Source organism: Paenibacillus sp. OV219, assembly GCF_900110075.1.
Classification (GTDB): domain Bacteria; phylum Bacillota; class Bacilli; order Paenibacillales; family Paenibacillaceae; genus Paenibacillus_Z.
The window spans coordinates 242,562-259,114 of the sequence record NZ_FOCJ01000009.1 but is presented as its reverse complement, the minus strand read 5'-3'; the positions used below and the strand labels follow the sequence as shown (position 1 = coordinate 259,114).

General features: G+C 53.6%; 20 protein-coding genes. 3 read left to right on the top strand and 17 right to left on the bottom strand.

Going from position 1 to position 16,553, the window contains the following annotated elements; genetic code table 11:
* Positions 1-2 precede the first annotated feature (2 nt).
* From BMY11_RS21885 to BMY11_RS21830, 12 genes are all read right to left on the bottom strand, one after another.
* Positions 3-215, bottom strand: a complete 213-nt coding sequence (locus tag BMY11_RS21885; protein WP_090581317.1) for a hypothetical protein — start codon at positions 213-215, stop codon at positions 3-5.
* The gene (locus tag BMY11_RS21880; RefSeq protein WP_090581314.1) at positions 203-601 is read right to left on the bottom strand and encodes a DUF5345 family protein; all 399 of its coding nucleotides are present in this window, start codon (positions 599-601) and stop codon (positions 203-205) included. The genes BMY11_RS21885 and BMY11_RS21880 overlap by 13 nt, the downstream gene beginning before the upstream one ends.
* On the bottom strand, positions 598-1,140 hold the full coding sequence (sigY, locus tag BMY11_RS21875; RefSeq protein WP_090581311.1) for an RNA polymerase sigma factor SigY: 543 nt from the start codon (positions 1,138-1,140) through the stop codon (positions 598-600). Before sigY ends, BMY11_RS21880 begins: the two co-directional genes overlap by 4 nt.
* A gap of 159 nt (positions 1,141-1,299) precedes the next feature.
* Positions 1,300-2,001, bottom strand: a complete 702-nt coding sequence (locus BMY11_RS21870; RefSeq protein WP_090581309.1) for an SDR family oxidoreductase — start codon at positions 1,999-2,001, stop codon at positions 1,300-1,302.
* Positions 2,002-2,136: 135 nt separating this feature from the next.
* On the bottom strand, positions 2,137-3,051 hold the full coding sequence (locus BMY11_RS21865; RefSeq protein ID WP_256217692.1) for a helix-turn-helix transcriptional regulator: 915 nt from the start codon (positions 3,049-3,051) through the stop codon (positions 2,137-2,139).
* A 28-nt stretch (positions 3,052-3,079) separates the two neighbouring features.
* Complete coding sequence (locus BMY11_RS21860; RefSeq protein WP_090581306.1) at positions 3,080-4,165, bottom strand: Gfo/Idh/MocA family protein; 1,086 nt, start codon at positions 4,163-4,165, stop codon at positions 3,080-3,082.
* Complete coding sequence (locus tag BMY11_RS21855; RefSeq protein ID WP_090581303.1) at positions 4,152-4,964, bottom strand: sugar phosphate isomerase/epimerase family protein; 813 nt, start codon at positions 4,962-4,964, stop codon at positions 4,152-4,154. The genes BMY11_RS21860 and BMY11_RS21855 overlap by 14 nt, the downstream gene beginning before the upstream one ends.
* Before the next feature lie 46 nt (positions 4,965-5,010).
* A complete protein-coding gene (locus BMY11_RS21850) occupies positions 5,011-6,156 on the bottom strand; it encodes a Gfo/Idh/MocA family protein (RefSeq protein ID WP_090581301.1) in 1,146 nt (381 codons plus the stop codon).
* On the bottom strand, positions 6,157-7,038 hold the full coding sequence (locus BMY11_RS21845) for a sugar phosphate isomerase/epimerase family protein (RefSeq protein WP_090581298.1): 882 nt from the start codon (positions 7,036-7,038) through the stop codon (positions 6,157-6,159). It abuts the gene before it with no gap.
* Between the two features lie 11 nt (positions 7,039-7,049).
* Entirely contained in the window at positions 7,050-8,102 is a 1,053-nt protein-coding gene (uxuA, locus tag BMY11_RS21840) for a mannonate dehydratase (RefSeq protein ID WP_090581297.1), read from the bottom strand.
* A gap of 628 nt (positions 8,103-8,730) precedes the next feature.
* A complete protein-coding gene (locus BMY11_RS21835; RefSeq protein WP_256217691.1) occupies positions 8,731-9,960 on the bottom strand; it encodes a M24 family metallopeptidase in 1,230 nt (409 codons plus the stop codon).
* A 165-nt stretch (positions 9,961-10,125) separates the two neighbouring features.
* A complete protein-coding gene (locus BMY11_RS21830) occupies positions 10,126-10,965 on the bottom strand; it encodes an AraC family transcriptional regulator (RefSeq protein WP_177182768.1) in 840 nt (279 codons plus the stop codon).
* A gap of 177 nt (positions 10,966-11,142) precedes the next feature.
* On the opposite strand from BMY11_RS21830, the gene BMY11_RS21825 reads away from it, so the two are divergent.
* From BMY11_RS21825 to BMY11_RS21815, 3 genes are all read left to right on the top strand, one after another.
* Positions 11,143-12,039, top strand: a complete 897-nt coding sequence (locus tag BMY11_RS21825) for a carbohydrate ABC transporter permease (RefSeq protein WP_090581291.1) — start codon at positions 11,143-11,145, stop codon at positions 12,037-12,039.
* Positions 12,036-12,869, top strand: a complete 834-nt coding sequence (locus BMY11_RS21820) for a carbohydrate ABC transporter permease (protein ID WP_177182767.1) — start codon at positions 12,036-12,038, stop codon at positions 12,867-12,869. The genes BMY11_RS21825 and BMY11_RS21820 overlap by 4 nt, the downstream gene beginning before the upstream one ends.
* Before the next feature lie 74 nt (positions 12,870-12,943).
* The gene (locus BMY11_RS21815; protein WP_090581285.1) at positions 12,944-14,260 is read left to right on the top strand and encodes an ABC transporter substrate-binding protein; all 1,317 of its coding nucleotides are present in this window, start codon (positions 12,944-12,946) and stop codon (positions 14,258-14,260) included.
* A gap of 117 nt (positions 14,261-14,377) precedes the next feature.
* Here BMY11_RS21815 and BMY11_RS21810 read toward each other — a convergent pair whose 3' ends face one another.
* The 5 genes from BMY11_RS21810 to BMY11_RS21800 are packed head-to-tail and all read right to left on the bottom strand — an operon-like array spanning position 14,378 to position 16,533.
* Positions 14,378-14,860: a hypothetical protein gene (locus BMY11_RS21810; RefSeq protein ID WP_090581283.1), complete on the bottom strand. Its 483-nt coding sequence runs from the start codon at positions 14,858-14,860 to the stop codon at positions 14,378-14,380.
* A gap of 21 nt (positions 14,861-14,881) precedes the next feature.
* Positions 14,882-15,307 carry a hypothetical protein gene (locus tag BMY11_RS21805; protein WP_090581280.1) on the bottom strand — a complete coding sequence of 142 codons (426 nt, stop codon included), beginning with the start codon at positions 15,305-15,307 and terminating at the stop codon, positions 14,882-14,884.
* Positions 15,304-15,450, bottom strand: coding sequence for a hypothetical protein (locus tag BMY11_RS28990; protein WP_177182766.1), 147 nt, complete (start codon positions 15,448-15,450; stop codon positions 15,304-15,306). The genes BMY11_RS21805 and BMY11_RS28990 overlap by 4 nt, the downstream gene beginning before the upstream one ends.
* 18 nt (positions 15,451-15,468) lie before the next feature.
* Complete coding sequence (locus tag BMY11_RS28985) at positions 15,469-15,621, bottom strand: hypothetical protein (RefSeq protein WP_177182765.1); 153 nt, start codon at positions 15,619-15,621, stop codon at positions 15,469-15,471.
* Between the two features lie 21 nt (positions 15,622-15,642).
* Positions 15,643-16,533, bottom strand: coding sequence for a hypothetical protein (locus tag BMY11_RS21800; protein ID WP_090581276.1), 891 nt, complete (start codon positions 16,531-16,533; stop codon positions 15,643-15,645).
* Positions 16,534-16,553: the final 20 nt, after the last annotated feature.

The window sequence follows — 16,553 nt, the reverse complement described above, 5'->3', positions numbered from 1 at the left end:
TTCTAGCTCCCCTTTCTCTTGCGATATTGGCTCCAATCTACCCGAACGATTAACAGATAGAACAGCAGCGGCATCGGACACTGGATGAGTCCCCATATCCCCCAGAACCATGGATATCTGCTATGCTTCCGCGCATCCGTGAACAGCCAGGAGGACTGGGCGATCAGAACAATCGCGGCTCCAGCGATAAGAAGGACGAGCTTCATTCCTGCCATTGGCGTCGCCGCCTCTCTCTGCGATTTATGCCGCTCACGGCCAAGAAGGCGATTGCCGCCACTAAAGCTGTTCCTTGCACGATTGCGAATAGGATAATGCTGCTCTGCCAGAGCAGCAGCAGCCCGCTCAGCACCAGCGCGCCGATAAGCCAGAGCAGCGCCAGTTCCTTCCAGTATCGCTGCCGCAACGCCTTATTATGCTCGCGGGCAAGCGCAGTTAGCGTGGCAAGCGAAGGCGGGTTCGGCGGTGTGATGGACTGATCCCACTGCTCGATGTGAGGGTCAAGCAGCTCGCGGTAATCTTTTTCGAGCGCTTGTTCTTGCTCTTGTTCTTGCTCCTGCGCCTGTATTCGCTTCGAACGATTCAAATCTTCGGGATATCTCATTCGTCGCCCAGCTCCTTCCTCAATTGCTTCAATCCGTTATGCAGTCTGGACTTCACGGTCCCGACCGGAATTTCGAGCCATGCGGCTATCTCCTCGTAGGCGTAGCCGTAATAATATTTCAGCAGAATCGGCACCCGGATTTCATAAGACAGCGCGCCGAGCGCATCTAGGGCATCCGGCCAATCGTGCTGCTGCATCGCCGCATCGAACCGAATCGCATGCAGCGCCTGCTCCTCGGTCTGCCATTTCTTCTCCCGATGCTGCTTGCGCATCTCATCCAAGTACCGCCTTGTTGCTATCGAAATGAGCCATGTCGAAAACTTGCTTCTGCTCTGAAAGCTGCGAATGCGCTCAATCGCCCTCAGCATCGTATCCTGCACCAAATCTTCCGTTAGCGCCTTGTTCATCGTTACCTTCAGCATGTATCGGTACAGCATCGGATAGTGGCTGTGCAGTAGACTAGCTAGCGCATGCTCGTCGCCGCGAACCGCGCGCCTAATCAGCTGCTCGTCTTCGACTGGCGGCTGTACTGTGTTCATGCCCCAGCTCCTTCTCTTTCCCTTACTTGTTCTATCGTCTCAAGCTCATTAACTTCGTTGTCCCCAATATGACGTACAGGTATGCCGAATTGTTCACTGCCCCTACAAAAAAAACCGGCCCGCTTCTGCTTTGCAGCAGAAACGAGCCGAACGCTCAGCTTATATGGTCATTGCGCCGTAGCCGCCATCCACTCGAATGAGCGAGCCGGTTACGTAGCTGGACGCCGCATCGGAAGCAAGCCAGACGGCCGCGCCTTGCAGCTCCTTCGGATCGCCGAAGCGCTTCATCGGCATATGTCCCATAATGCTGTTTACCCGCTCCTCGGACAGAATCGCGCGATTCTGCTCCGCCGGGAAGAACCCCGGCACGATGGCGTTGACGCGGATCCCGTGTGGCGCGAACTCGCACGCCAGAAACTGCGTCATGCTGTTCACGGCATGCTTCGACGCCGAATAAGTGAAGACACGCGACAGCGGCGGTCCTGACGAGACCGAGCTGATCGTAATAATGCTGCCGCCTGCGCCGGCGTCAATCATCGACCTGCCGAACACTTGGCAGGCGAGCATGACGCTCTTCGCGTTGACGTCCATAATGCGGTCCCATTCCTCTTCGGTAATCTCGAAGAATGGGGTCGCGCTGTTCGTGCCTGCCGTATGTAGCAGAATATTCGCCTGCCCCGATGGCGACCATTTGATGATCTCGCCGAGGACACGCTCGAGATCCGCCTTCACAGCGGCGTCTGCCTGGAACAGCGTGGCGCGGCCCGTTGCCAGGAGCTCCCGCAGCTTCGGCTCCGACTTCTCGGGATCACGCACGACAAGCGCCGCGTGCGCGCCGTGATCGATGAGCGCCTGCGCCATGACGCATCCGAGTGTACTCGCAGCTCCAATAATGACCGCAGTGCGGCCGGTTAGATCAAATAATGAACTTGCTTGTGCGATGATAACCGCCTCCGATGGGAACCGGCGGCGGGCAGACAGGCCTCCGTGCTTAAGCTAATGCTCTGTCACGTGCAGGAGCATCCGCTTCCGGTACGTCTCGGGACTTGCACCCACCGTCGTCTTAAACAACCTGCTAAAATGAGCCAGATGGTGAAAGCCGACTGCGCGGCACACTTCCGATACGGACTGGCGGGGCTCGAGCCGAAACAACATTTTGGCCTGATTGATTCGCCGGTTGTATAAGTATTTGAATACGGTCGTACCCGTCACATCCTTGAACAGATTGGACAAGTACGGCTTGGTGAGGTGAAGCGCGCTTGCGATATGATCAAGCGTGATCTCCTCCAGGTAATGATCTTCCAAGTACGAGATGACACTCTGTACATGCTGCTCCTTCAAAGAGCGATGCTCGCGCTCGTAAGCCGGCTCGCTGCACCAATCGCGAACGAGATGCAGCAGCTCGACGACTCGCAGCACGAAGCGGTCATAGGCGGTTCGCACACCTGTCTCGCTTTTACGCTTATAGAGCTGGTTCATCTCTTCAAGCAAGCCCTCGAGCTCTGCTTGGTCTTCCGTGCTGAGCGAAATGCGAATATTGCGCAGCTCCTCGAAGGGTCTAAGCAGCATCGCAGCGGTATCCGCTTGAAGCACTTTATGTATGTAGGCCGGATCCATATGAATGATCGTGCGAATGTAAGGCTTATGCGGAGACGGGTTGGGACAATGAAGCGTCATGCCATGCATGAGAATCAAATCGCCAGGCTGTAACGTTATCAGCTTGTCGCCGATCAAATATTTGCATTCGCCCTCTTGAAAATAATACAGCTCATAGAAGGCATGCGAATGAAATTGAGCACCAGGCATCGGATGATCATTCCGGTATATGAGCTCGATCGGCTGCTGCCATTGCATCGTGAGCGGCACACAGTTCCCCTCCATATTGAAGTACATATGAACTGATTTTATCATGCCGCTCCCATTTTCAGTACATGTTTTGCTAGATGCGAATCGCTTTATTTTGAGCAAGCAGGCAAAGTTCAGCCGCTTTGAAAGCATGCGCCTGCGTCATCGCGTTCTCTGTGCGGTTCAAGCAATCCAAGATTAGCTCGCCGAAGAAAGGAAACCCGATCTGCCCGCCAACGGAAAGATGGTGCTCGCCTTCATGGTTGACGAGATAGACGTGATCGCCGCTCTTCTCGCGTCCGACATCGATATACTTGCGCAGCTCAATGTAGCCGTCCGTGCCGAGAATCGTCGTTCTGCCATCACCCCATGTGCCGAGACCGTTCGGAGTGAACCAGTCCACGCGAAAATAATTCGTCGCTCCGTTATCCCCAACAAGCGTCGCATCGCCAAAATCCTCCAGCTCCGGGTAATCCGGGTTGCTGTAATTGGCAACCTTGCTGTGGGCAACCGTCGCGTCCTTGCAGCCTGCAAAGGACAGGAACTGCTCGATCTGATGGCTGCCGATATCGCAGAGAATGCCTCCGTACTGCTCTTTACGGAAGAACCAGTCAGGGCGCGACGCTTTATTCAGCCGGTGCGGACCTGTGCCGAGCACTTGCAGGACGCGTCCGATGGCGCCATCTTGTATGAGCTTGCCTGCGTAGATCGCGCTCTCCACATGCAGCCGTTCGCTATAGTAGACCATATATTTACGTCCAGTGGACGCTGCCGCCGCTTTCGCCGCTTCAAGCTGATCGAGCGAGGTAAATGGCGTTTTGTCCACAAAATAATCCTTGCCGTGGTTCATCACCTTCACACCTAACGCTCCACGCTCGGAAGGAACTGCTGCGGCTGCAACGAGACGTACCTCCGAATCTTCCAGAATAACTTCTGGCGACTGGGCGACTTGCGCTTGTGGAAAGGATTTGCGGAATGCTTCGACTTTCGCGGGATCCGCGTCGTACACCCACTTGATCGTACCGCCTGCTTCTAGCAGACCGTTCGTCATGCCATAGATGTGGCCGTGATCAAGCGCCATTGCCGCGAACACAAACTCGCCCGGGCCGCACACCGGCGACGGCTTCACGATGGATACCGGCGCGTAATTCATGCCGTCATTTCGATTAAACAGTGACATCGCCTTTCAGCTCCTCCTCTTGATACACCCATTGCTGCAACGCCTTAAAGCTGATCGCCAAGCTTTCGAACGGGTCACGCTGGCATGTATCCTGCTCCACGACGTACCATTCGACGCCGATTTCACGGCATGCTTCGATGATAGCCGGCCAGTTCAGATTGCCTTCGCCAATCTCTGCGAACACTTGCTGATCCTTCAAGATCGCCATGTCCTTGAGATGGATGACCTTCATCCGCTCGGACTTGCGAATCCATGCGACCGGATCGGCGCCTCCCGCCTGCACCCAGTACGTATCCAGCTCCAGGCTATAAGCGGCGGACTGCCCTTGCGGGGTTGATCCTTCAAGGAGTATATCCATGCCTGCCTTGCCGTTGCCTCCGAACTTCTCGAACTCAAACTTATGGTTGTGATAAACGAGTTCCAGTCCCGCTGCTGCGAGCTTCGTTCCGATATCGCAGAGGATTGCTGCCATCTCCTCATAGCCTTCGCGGCTAGTGCGATACTGCTCAGGCAGCCCACCTAAGCCGATGTACTTGCAATTCCATGCTTGGTGCTCGGCAATGAGCGCATCCAGATCATTCAGCAGCCGCTCGTACGGCACATGTGTTGCGCAAATTGTCAGACCATGGCGGTCGCAAATGCTGGCTACTTCATCCGGCGAAATCGGGCCAATACCAGATAATTGCACGGCGTCATAGCCGATCGCTTTTACTTTACCTAACGTTTCGTCGAGCTCTTCGGCTGTTCTCACATAGTCGCGGAGCGTATAGAGCTGCGCGGCGATTTGCTTCTTGAACAAGGTGGATCACTCCTTAATGGGATGATGGTGAAGGTCGAGAGGCGGACTATTTGGTCGCAGCAGGTGCTGCTTGTCTCTGGAATTTGGAGCTGGCGATTCGCTTGTTCAGCTCTGACTCATGCAGCGCTTCGTCGAGCGGCAGGTCGACCCAGCCGTCAATCCATGTCGAGAGGTGCATCGCGTTCGAGAGCGTGAGGCCGAAGATGCCCTCTTCACCTGGTGCAACAAGCGGCGTTCCATTCAGCACTGCGTCGGTGAAGTTCTGGAGAATACCCGCATGTTCAGGGCTAGGTCCACCGCTTGGAATGTCGATTTTCCAGCATTCCGGTGAAGCGAATGGCTCTTTGTTGCGCGCGTTGAACGCGGCTTCTTCCTCACGGATACGGTAAAACGTCATTTTGTCGTCTTCGATGACGATTTTGCCGCGGCTTCCTGCAACTTCGAGTCTGTTCGTGCCTGGCGCCTCGGATGTCGATGTAATGAACACCGCTGTCGCACCGTTCTCGTATTCCGCATATGCGGTCACTTCGTTCTCTACCTCGATGTCACGATTTTTGCCAAATTGACAGAACGCACGCATGCGAGTCGGCATCATGCCGGTCGTCCACTGCCACAAATCGAGGTTATGCGGGCATTGGTTAATGAGCACGCCTCCGCCTTCGCCGCCCCAAGTTGCGCGCCAAGTGCCTGAATCATAGTAGGCTTGCGTACGGTACCAGTTGGTGATTATCCAGTTGATGCGGCGGACTTCGCCGATTTCGCCGGATTGAATCATTTCGCGCAGCTTCTGGTAGAGCGGATTCATCCGCTGGTTGTAGACGATACCGAAGGTCTTGCCGCTGGCTGCCGCCGCTTCGTTCATCTGTCTTACCTGCTTGGCGTAAACGCCAGCCGGCTTCTCGATGAGGACGTGCATCCCTTTACTGAATGCATGGATCGCCTCGGAAGGATGGTCATAGTGCGGCGTTGCTACAACAACGGCATCTACCAAACCGGAATCGATCATCGCTGCGGAGTTCTCGAATACGGTGATTTTATCACCGTATGTTTCTCTCGCCCAAGCGCGCTTGCTTTCGAAACCGTCGCATACTGCGGTGAGGATAGCACCTTTGATCGAACCCGATGTCAGAATCGACGCGTGACCTGAACCCATATTTCCAATACCGATAATGCCAAAACGAAGCTGTTTCACTTAAATCTCCTCCATCCAAGTTTGAATTTGATTCACATAGGTTTGAAGCATGGTTGGTGTATCAAAGGTTTGGCTGAAATCTTCGAGGCCGAGCCAGCCGTCATAGCCGACTGCCTTCAGGTCGCGCAGCACCTGCTTCCACGGCACTTGACCGTTCGCGATCGGCCGCCAGCCTGCGCTCCATTCGATGGATTGAAGCGGATCACCAGTTAGTTGCGCTGGATGTGCTGGTGGCTGCCAACCTGCGTTCTTCACATGAACGTGCGCAAGGTAAGGGCCGAGCAGCTCTAGCCCCATCCGGTAGTTCTCGTAGCCTTCGTAAACCATGTTGCCGGGATCGTACAGCACCCCGATATGGTCGGGATTGAATGATGAGACAAGCCGGTGCGCAAGCGAGGCGCTCGGCGCGATGGTCAGATGATGCGTTTCGATGATTGCTTTGATGTTATAAGTGCGAGCAAGTTGTTCGACTTCATGTAAGTAGGATGTTGTTATGTTGAAAAGCTCGTTGTAATTGCGGCTGCGGTCATAGCCAGGGACGCCGGCACGGATCATCGTTGCGCCGAGCTTGCTAGCCAGTCGCATGATTTGTTCGGTGCCTTCGATGTCGCCGCAGGTGAGATATGGCGTGACGGAAATGGCTTGTCTGTTGTACTTGGCGGCCGCTTGTGCGAAGCGATTGATCTCGGTCTCGTCAGCACTTGGCGAGAGGGTGCAATGGTTGTTGCCCCAGAAGGATGGCGGCTCGCTTCGCAGATGCGGCGCGGTCTCTTTGCAGCGCCACTCGATGCCGTCGATGCCGGAAGCGGCGGCGGCTTCGCACAGCTGCTCCGGCGTCATGTCCGGCGCAGCAACGGTGAATACGGATAGTTTAAGTGCCATAGGGACGCTGGTCAGCTCCTCGTCTTCGTCTTCGATAACGCTTCCCAGATGCCGTTCAAGTATGTCGCGCCTAGCGCTCGGTCGTAGAGTCCGTAGCCTGGGCGGCCTTGCTCGCCCCAAATCATCCGGCCGTGGTCCGGTCTGAGCGGGCCGGTGAAGCCGGTGTCGTGGAGCGCTTCCAGTACGCGAACCATATCAATGGAGCCGGTGGAGGAGAGATGCGCCGATTCTTGGAACGAGCGCGGGCCTGTACGCAAGATGTTGCGCGTATGAGCAAAATGCAGTTTATTTTGGGAACCAAAGTGATGAATAATCGCGATTAGGTCGTTATCCTCGTTCGCACCAAGCGAGCCTGAGCAGAACGTAATGCCGTTCGCTGGGCTGTCGACATGCTCCGTGAGGCGGCGCAGCTGATCGAAGTTGCTGACGATCCGCGGCAAGCCGAAGATCGGCCATGGCGGATCATCCGGATGGATCGACATGACGACGCCCGCTTCCTCCGCGACAGGAATGACACGCTCGAGGAAGTAAGCAAGGTTGCTCCAAAGTTTGTCCTCCGTCACATCGGCGTAAGCGTCGATGAGCTGCCCCATCTCTTCTTTCGTATAGCTGGAGTCCCAACCCGGAAGTGAGAGATCACCATTGACCGGGTCCATGCGGGAGATCGTCTCGTCCTCGAAGGTGAGCGTGTTCGAGCCGTCTGCCAGCTGGAATGCCAGCTGGGAGCGTGTCCAATCGAACACGGGCATGAAATTGTAGCAAATGACCGGGACGCCAGCCTCACCTAGGCGGCGAATCGTTTGACTGTAGTTTTCAATGTAACGGTCGCGAGTCGGGCGTCCGAGCTTGATGTCCTCGTGTACGGGAACGCTTTCAATAACTGAAATTTGTAAGCCAGCGGCTTCGACAGTCTGTTTCAGCGCGAGGATGGACTCCATCGGCCACGCTTCGCCAACAGGCACATCATAAAGCGCTGTAACGATACCGGAAACCCCAGGAATTTGGCGGATATTTTGCAAAGTGACCGGATCGTCCTGGCCGAACCACCTAAATGACATAATCATGCTCTACACCTCTTGGATTAGGAATGTTAGTGCCCATCTGGCTGTATATACATGGAATTCCAAGCTAATTGTAGCATAGCGCAGAGAAATAAAAGCCAACTTCGAGGATGTGCTTAACCACAGTTAAATGATGCGGTGAAAAGTAGCGTTTGAGTTAAGTTGGGGGGGCGGTGGGCTTGTGGATGTGGAGCGTGGTTGGTGGGATGGTGGGAGGAGGTGAGCGTATGGCGGGGCGGACGGTGGATGAGGTGAGTGTAGGTGGGTTCGTGGGTTCGTGGGTGAAGTGAGCGTATGGCGGAGCGGACAGTGGAGAGTGTGGTGAGACGGAGATTATTGTTGCTGAGAGCATATATTTGCTCTCTCAGTGGATTTCCGCTGCACTTTTGGCGCTGAGAGCACGTATATGTTCTCTCGGACATAAATGAGGCTGACGATATAACTAATCGAGTCGATGAGAGAGTGAAAAGCCTCTCTCACCGTCGCAAACATGTCGCTTCGCTACCCGAGGGAGGCAAAATCCTCTCTCAAGGTAACCCGCGACATGCAATAAGCTGGAAACGCTAAACGCACATACTTGCTCCAACCACAATACACTCTCGACGCTGCAACCTTATCAACCAACCGCCTCTTAAGGGAGCACAATCAACCCTTCCGGCGATCGGGTCAGCTGACGGCAACCGGTGTCGGTAATGAGATAGCTGTTCTCGATGCCGACGACGCCGCGGCCGGGGAACGTGAACTTCGGCTCGACCGCGAGCACCATGCCGGGCGCAAGCGGCGTGCTGAAGCCTTTGGCGAGGACCGGCCATTCGTCGACTTCGAGACCGATGCCGTGGCCGAGAAATTTCACTTGGTTAACGCCGAACCCCATGAAGTGGTCAGTCAATCCGGCCGCAGCGGCTCCGGCGAGCGCATCCGCGTAAAGGCTATCGCATGCCGTACCCGGTCGCATCGCCGCTTCTGCAGCATGAATCAGCTCTTCTGCCTGCACATACGCTTCTGCCAAATCATCAGGCAATCCACCGATAACCGCCGTGCGAGTCTGATCAATCACATAGCCATCAATGCAGCAGCCGATATCAATGAGAATCGGCTCGCCTCGCGTAATCACTTTCCGGCTCGTGCTCTGAGGAAAGGATGGCCCTAGACCAAGCCCACCAGCGGGTCCGTCAAAGGCACTCGGCATTGCTACTGCCTCGCCCGCCCCAACCATGCCTGTCGTAATCTCCATATTGAACGTGCGGGTCCGCATCAATCCGATATGCCCACGCATCCGAATTTCATACTCAATACGAGCCATGAGCTCAAGCTCTGTAATGCCTTCCCGGATGATGGAAGTCGCTTCAACAAGCGCTTCAGCTACGACCTGCGCCGCCGCCTCAATTCGGCTTACTTCCCATGGCGATTTCACCATGCGCACCTGCCTCATCAGCGATGATCCGTCCACAAGCGTACAGCCGCTGCCAAGCACATCAACTAACCGCGCATAACTAGCCGCCGGCAACACATCCATCTCCGTTGCAATCCGCACAACCGCCTCACTGCTGCCGCTAGCAAACACAGTTGGATGATCCTTCTCCAGCTGCGGCTTAAATCCGCGCAATGACGGCATTGCCTCGACGCGTACTGCCGACTCCAACTGCGCCCGTTCCAAGCTTCGCCTCACATAGAAGACTGGTGTTCCCACCGCCGGAATAAATGCATAGCCAGCCTGCATGGAGCCCGTTATATAGAACAAATCGACATGCTGCGTCACCAGGAAAGCATCCATCTGCTCAGCAGTCATCAGCTGCTGCAGCCGGACGACTCGCGCCAGTACTTCATCCTTATCGATCGTTGCCACCAAATTGCTATGCACCGCGTTCGCTCCTTGCGTAAAGCCGTATTTTCCTCCATTACAACAAAAGAACAGCGGCTGAGTCAACTAAGACGTCAGATCTGCTGTTCCTTTAATGGTCTATTCCATGTGGTCTATGCCCATCGCAGCGTCGTATTATGCTCTCTCAGCGGCTACCCACCACCGTTACCCCTCTGACCGGTGTAGCTTGCGATATTTATATGGCGGAATGCCTATCGTCTTCTTGAACACATTCTTGAAGTGCGTCTCGCTCTGGTAGCCTACCAGCTCTGCGATGCGGTAGACAGGCTCGTTCTCCGTTCTCAAGTAATGCTTCGCGACCTCCATCCGGTAACTGACTAAATACTGAATCGGGCTGATCCCTTCCGATTGGCTGAACACGCGGCATGTGTAGCCAGGGCTGAAGAATGATGCCTTTGATAATTGCTCGAGGGTTATGGCATCCATGTAATGATTATGGATGTATTGCTTGATGGCGTCGACGGTCCGGTCGCTGCTTGTGGACGTTTCCTTTGCAAAACCGCCATGGCTGATTTGGGCCATTTTGATTAATAACAGCGCCATATAGTAACGAGTGCTAAAACCGGCGGGGACGTAAGGATCTTCTGCCAACCGAACAAGCATACGCGACAGCTCCAGCGCTTCATCGTAGCGGTCACCAAGATCGATTACAGGGCTAGCTCCGTGTTGTATGAGAGTGCCGGGCTGTTGATCGGTCAACTGAAAAGCTGAGAAGGACAAGGAAATGGCCTTGAACGGCGAAGCAGGATCCGCAAACTCCTCATGCCATACTCCCGTATCGTAGACCAGCAGCGAGCGTGGACCGACCCGGTAAAGTTTACCGTCAATCTCGAACGAGCCGCTTCCCTCGCGAATAAGCAGTAATTGCGCTTGATCCGGATGGTGATGCATCGGGAATGCGAATGTTTCGCCTCGTTCCAAATCAAAATCTAACACCGCATGCACATAAGGCAGGAATGGTTCGATAAATAGCGATTGAGACATGAGATCCCCCCTCTGTTTATAAAAAACAAAAGCCCATATCTTTTCGTCCAATATACCATCTGCTAGGCGCTTACAAATTATCATATACTCGGGTTACCAGATGTCGCAAGCGCTTTCCATTCCAAACTTGCAGCCGCAAATCTAATACGAATTCAACCCGGCGGGAGGTGAAAGGCTTTGGGAAAAGAGGCTAAACGCGAAGCAATCGCAGGCTATTTGTTCATTGCTCCGTGGATCGTCGGATTCGTCGTATTCGTACTGGGAGCGCTGGTCACCGCCTTCTACGTCAGCATGACCGATTGGGATTTGCTGACCCCATCCAAATGGATCGGCACGGACAATTACGAAACGCTCTTCCATGACAAAAAGTTTTGGATCTCGCTTCGAGTTACGGTCATCTATGTCGTTACCGCAGTCCCGCTCGGCATCATTTTCGGCTTCAGCATCGCGCTGCTGCTCAATCAGAAAATCAAGGGGTTGTCGATCTGGCGCACGATTTACTACTTTCCCGCCATCTTATCCGGTGTCGCCGTGTCGCTCATGTGGATGTGGGTGCTGAATCCGGATTTCGGCGTCATCAACCTGCTTCTTTCGTATGTCGGCATCCATGGTCCAGGCTGGATTGCCAGTCCGACATGGGCACTCCCCTCCCTCGTGATTATGAGCGTCTGGGGCTCGGGCGGCGGCATGATTATTTATTTGGCAGGTCTGCAAGGCATTCCCACGGAGCTGTATGAAGCGGCCGAAATCGACGGCTGCAGCAAGTGGAAGAAGCTGTGGAAGATTACGATTCCGATGATGACCTCCGTCATTTTCTTTAATCTCATCATCGGTATGATCAGCGCATTCCAGACGTTCACCGAAGCCTACGTCATTACCAACGGCGGCCCGGACAACGCGACGCTCTTCTATGCGATGTACTTGTACCAGAACGCCTTTAAGTTCTTCAAGATGGGCTACGCGTCCGCCTTAGCCTGGGTGCTGTTCCTAATCATCCTGCTAGTGACGATGCTATTGTTCGCGACTTCGAGAAAATGGGTCTACTATGCGACCGGAGAGGAGGAGCGGGGATGATGTCAACCTCCGAGAAGGTGCAGAAGGCCATTGTATATTTCATCATTGCATGCGGAGCACTCTTCCTGCTCGTTCCGCTTTGGTGGATGATTACGACCTCGATCAAGCCATATGCGGACGTATTTATTTTCCCGCCAGAGGTGATTCCTTCGCGGTTCCGCTTCGAGAACTACACGGATATATTCCGCATCCTGCCTTTCGGCCGATATTTTCTGAACACCCTACTCATCGCGACATTCGTAGTCAGCGGCACCGTCTTCTCGTCCGCTATGATCGGCTATGGCTTCGGCAACCTCAAATTTCCCGGCAGGAACGCCTTGTTCATCGTCATGCTCTCCACGATGATGATTCCCTATCATACGACCTTGGTGCCTCAATTCATTATTTTCAAAGAATTGGGTTGGCTCGACACCTATCTGCCGCTCATCGCGCCAGCGTTCTTCGGCACTCCATTCTACATCTTCTTGTACCGGCAATTCTTCATGAATATCCCGAAAGAATACAACGATGCAGCGAAGATTGACGGCTGCGGCTACTGGAGCACCTTCCTACGCATCATCATTCCCATGTCGCTTCCGGTCATCGGCGTCGTGACGATCTTCTCCTTCAATGGGGTATGGAACGATTTTCTCGGACCCCTGATCTATATCAATTCCGAGAGGCTGCGCACCATTCAGTTAGGCATTAATGCGCTTAGAGGACTGCACACGGTGGAGTGGCATCTGCTCATGGCAGCTTCCGTTATCGCGCTTGTTCCAACGGTCACGATCTTCTTCCTATTCCAACGCAAGATGATCCAAGGCGTGGTCGTATCCGGAATCAAAGGGTAACGAGAGGGGGGATGCGCGAAGCATTGGACCGCGTGTATACCGAAGCATAAGAAAACAAGGGGAGGCAGTGTAAAATGAGAACGCCGTCAAAATCAAATTGGAACCGTTTGCTGCTGTTCGTTACAGTTGGTCTGCTCGTCTTCTTAGCGGCCTGTTCCAACGGCAATTCAGGTAATTCCAAAGACAAAGTGACGATCAAGATGACGTACACCGGCGACGAGAACGCGACGAAGGTACTGAAAGCACGGATTGACAAGTACTTGGACAAATCGCTCAATATCGACGTACAGGTAACCGCGATTCCAGGCGGCGAATATTGGGATAAAGTTACGACAATGTTTGCCGGCGGCACGCAGCCGGACGTTCTGTTCATGAGCGAGCCGCTTAAGAAGTTCGCCAGCCAAGGTAAGCTGCTCGATATGACCTCTTACATCGATTCCAGCTCTACGTTCAAGAAGGACGATTTCTACCCCGCTTCCCTGCAATTCTATCAATATAACGGCAAGCAGTACGGGGTCCCGCAGGACTTGAATACGGCACTCTTCTTCTATAACGAAGATTTGTTCAAAGCAGCCGGCTTGAAGACGCCTTGGGAATCGTACGAGGAAGGGAACTGGACTTGGGATACTTACTTGGATGACGCTAAGAAACTAACCATTAAAGACGGCGACCGCGTGACGCAATTCGGAACCAGCTATCCGGGTATCGGCGGCTGGTGGTACAGCGCGTGGGTATACACGAACGGCGGCATGTATTTGAATGACGACAACTCGAAGTCGATATTCACGGATCCGAAGGTTGTCGGAGCGCTTACGTTTACGAGCGAGCTAGCGAACAAGTACGGCGTCGCTCCTTCACCTGCCGGCGGAGGTCAGGACGTGACAGGCATGACGTTCGCAACAGGAAAAATCGCCATGGAGCAGAACTTCTCATGGGCGATCGGCGGCTACAAAGAGCTGTCGTTCAAATGGAATGTAGCGCCTATGCCGGTGGCTAGCAAAGATATCGATCCTCTGACAACGTACATTCATAACTCGGGATTCTCGATCTCGAAGGATACGAAGCATCCTGATGAGGCATGGGCCGTCATCGAGGCGCTCACGACTCCGGATTCGTACGCGGATGATGCAGCGAGCCGCGGCATTATTCCGCCAAGACCGAGCGTCGTCGACAAGAAGGAAATTCTGAACGCCGAAGGTATGCCGTCCAACGCCAAGATCATTTCGCAAATGCTGCAAAAAGGAAAACTCTATCAGTTTACGGAAACGCAACCGGAAGAGGATCAAGTGTATTCGACGTATGGCGATCAGATCTTGAACAAGAAGGTGACGCCGGAAGAAGGTGCCAAGAAGATCTCGGAAGAAATCGATGCGATATTGAGCAAGAAGTAATTCCACTCCTATATCTGCTGAAGGGCACTTCCTATGACGGGAGTGCCTTTTCTCGGTTTAGAAGAGGTTGCAGTCGAACCTATTCTCTCGAATTCAAGACCGAAGCGGCCGAGTCAACTAAGACGTCAGCTCTGCCGTTCCTTTAATGGTCCATTCGATCGGATCAATCACATTGAACACACGCGGATACACAATTCGGGCAATCAGGACTACACCAGGCTTCAGCAGTGTAACTTCGTAATCGAAGCTGTCATTACGATACGTGTATGGAAACTCCTCATCGTCATTAATCACTTCGAAGACAACCATCTCAACGCGCTCCTTCAGAAAAGTGCCCGGCAACGGCACACCATTCGTATCCAGCTGCAAGTTGTGCTGCAAATAGAGTTCCGCCTCCGCTCTCGCGGCAATTTCATCAATGTGCAAGCGGCCATTCGCTAGCGCGGTCCTCTCCACCTGCTGCGCAGCTGCATGGGCAGCTCGATTGACGGCATGCTTTCCTTGAAATAAAGCGTTAATTGCCATCTCCTCATCCGTTTGCAGAGCATGCAGCAGCATCCAAATGACCATCATCAGCATCATAAACACAAGTTTATACATCGCTCGCGCCCCTTTCTCACTCTAAGGGACATATTCACTCATCTTCATGCCCGATGCACTTAGCTTCATCTCAGCGGGAGGTGGTGCAATTCCAATCAGCTGATCTATGGCGAATAAACCTTCAATCGGATAGCTAGCTTTCAGCGATAGCGAAGTCCCTCTCGGAAGCGGCGCAGCAGCATTCGTAGCATTCTCGCCCCTCTCCGAGCTGACTTCAAACGTAATAGATCCCGGATTAAGTCCAAAAGCGGCTAAACGAACCTTTGCTTCCTGCAGCATCTGCGCGTCGATATAGCCATGATCGCCATTCGCTCCAACTTCCAGCAAATAGTCCACCTCCTGCTGCAGTACCGCCTGTCTCACGATCAACACATGCTTATAGATCGGAGAGAACATAAACCAGCACATCATCGCAGCCAGCAAAATAAACACAAGCAAGCTCTTCATGGGCTCATACTCCGTATACGGTCCTGCATATGCGTCCCCGCTTGCACGAGCTGTTTCTTAGTACCCTTCTCACCGCCGGTCACATTCGAATAAATAATAAGTACGACGACAATAAGCAGCATGGTCATCAATAACGAACGCATATCGAGCCCTCCTATTCCTTACGGAAGCACGATGGTTCCGATCTTCGTATTCGCATTCGTGCCCTGCGTTTCTATCTGATCCTTCGTTCCAGTCGAATCTTTGGCGACTACAGCATTGAACAGCAATACAACGACAACAAGCATCATGACGGTAATCAAAATATTTCTCATCTTCCCAAACGCCTCCAAGTATTAATTTAAAGTACTAAACAACTTCTGACCTTCTCTAACCCATGGGTAGATAAAAATCTGAAACGTATACATAATCGGCAAGCCAGCCAGGACGAACAAAAGATAAGATGTTGATTCTTTCCGACTGTTCTTCGCCAGTTCAAGCTTCTCCTTATAATCTTGAATTCGCTCGCGCAGGAGCTCGTAGTATTGCTCGCTTTCATGGAGCCGAAGCGAGTCAATCGTCTCCACGAAGCTTAATCCTTCCTCGGTACCGAGCCGCAGCTTTAGCCTGCGAAGCGAACCTTCCGCATCGTGATACCACTCGCCGAGCAGCATCTGCATTTCACTGCGCATCGTGCGGGTATAAGGTAGACAACGCATGAGCTTCGTATGGATATGAAGCGAGGAGCCTGCTAGATAGAGCAGCTGGTTGCTGACAATATAGATTTCTTTGGTCATACGTTCGGCGCGCGTCCTTCGAATAGCATCCAGCCAAGGCTGATCCCAGAGCAGAAGCAGCACAATGATAGACAGCAGCAACGGAGCGGCCGCTCGCGGTATTCCTCCAATATCGACTAGCGATAACCCGTAAGCAAGCATGCACCAGAGCGGTATCCCTGCAAAAAACAACCGGCGTGCCAATACGTACAGCGCTGCATCACCGGTGAACCCGCAGCCCGCGAGCAGCCGCTCCCGCTCCTTGAACGAAGCTTCTCCACGGTTAATTCTAGCGATGGCAAGCCACTTGCCACTCACCGCTCTGGTCCGCCACTGCATGAATGCCAAATGCGCGAACCGTGGTCGCCTCGCCGTAATTACCTTCAGTAGCGAAGCCACGAATACGAAGCCAAGCACGTATTGACCAGCAAGAGCCGCCCACATAACCGCTTCACCGATGGAAATATTCATGAGCCTCAAGTCTCCTCTCC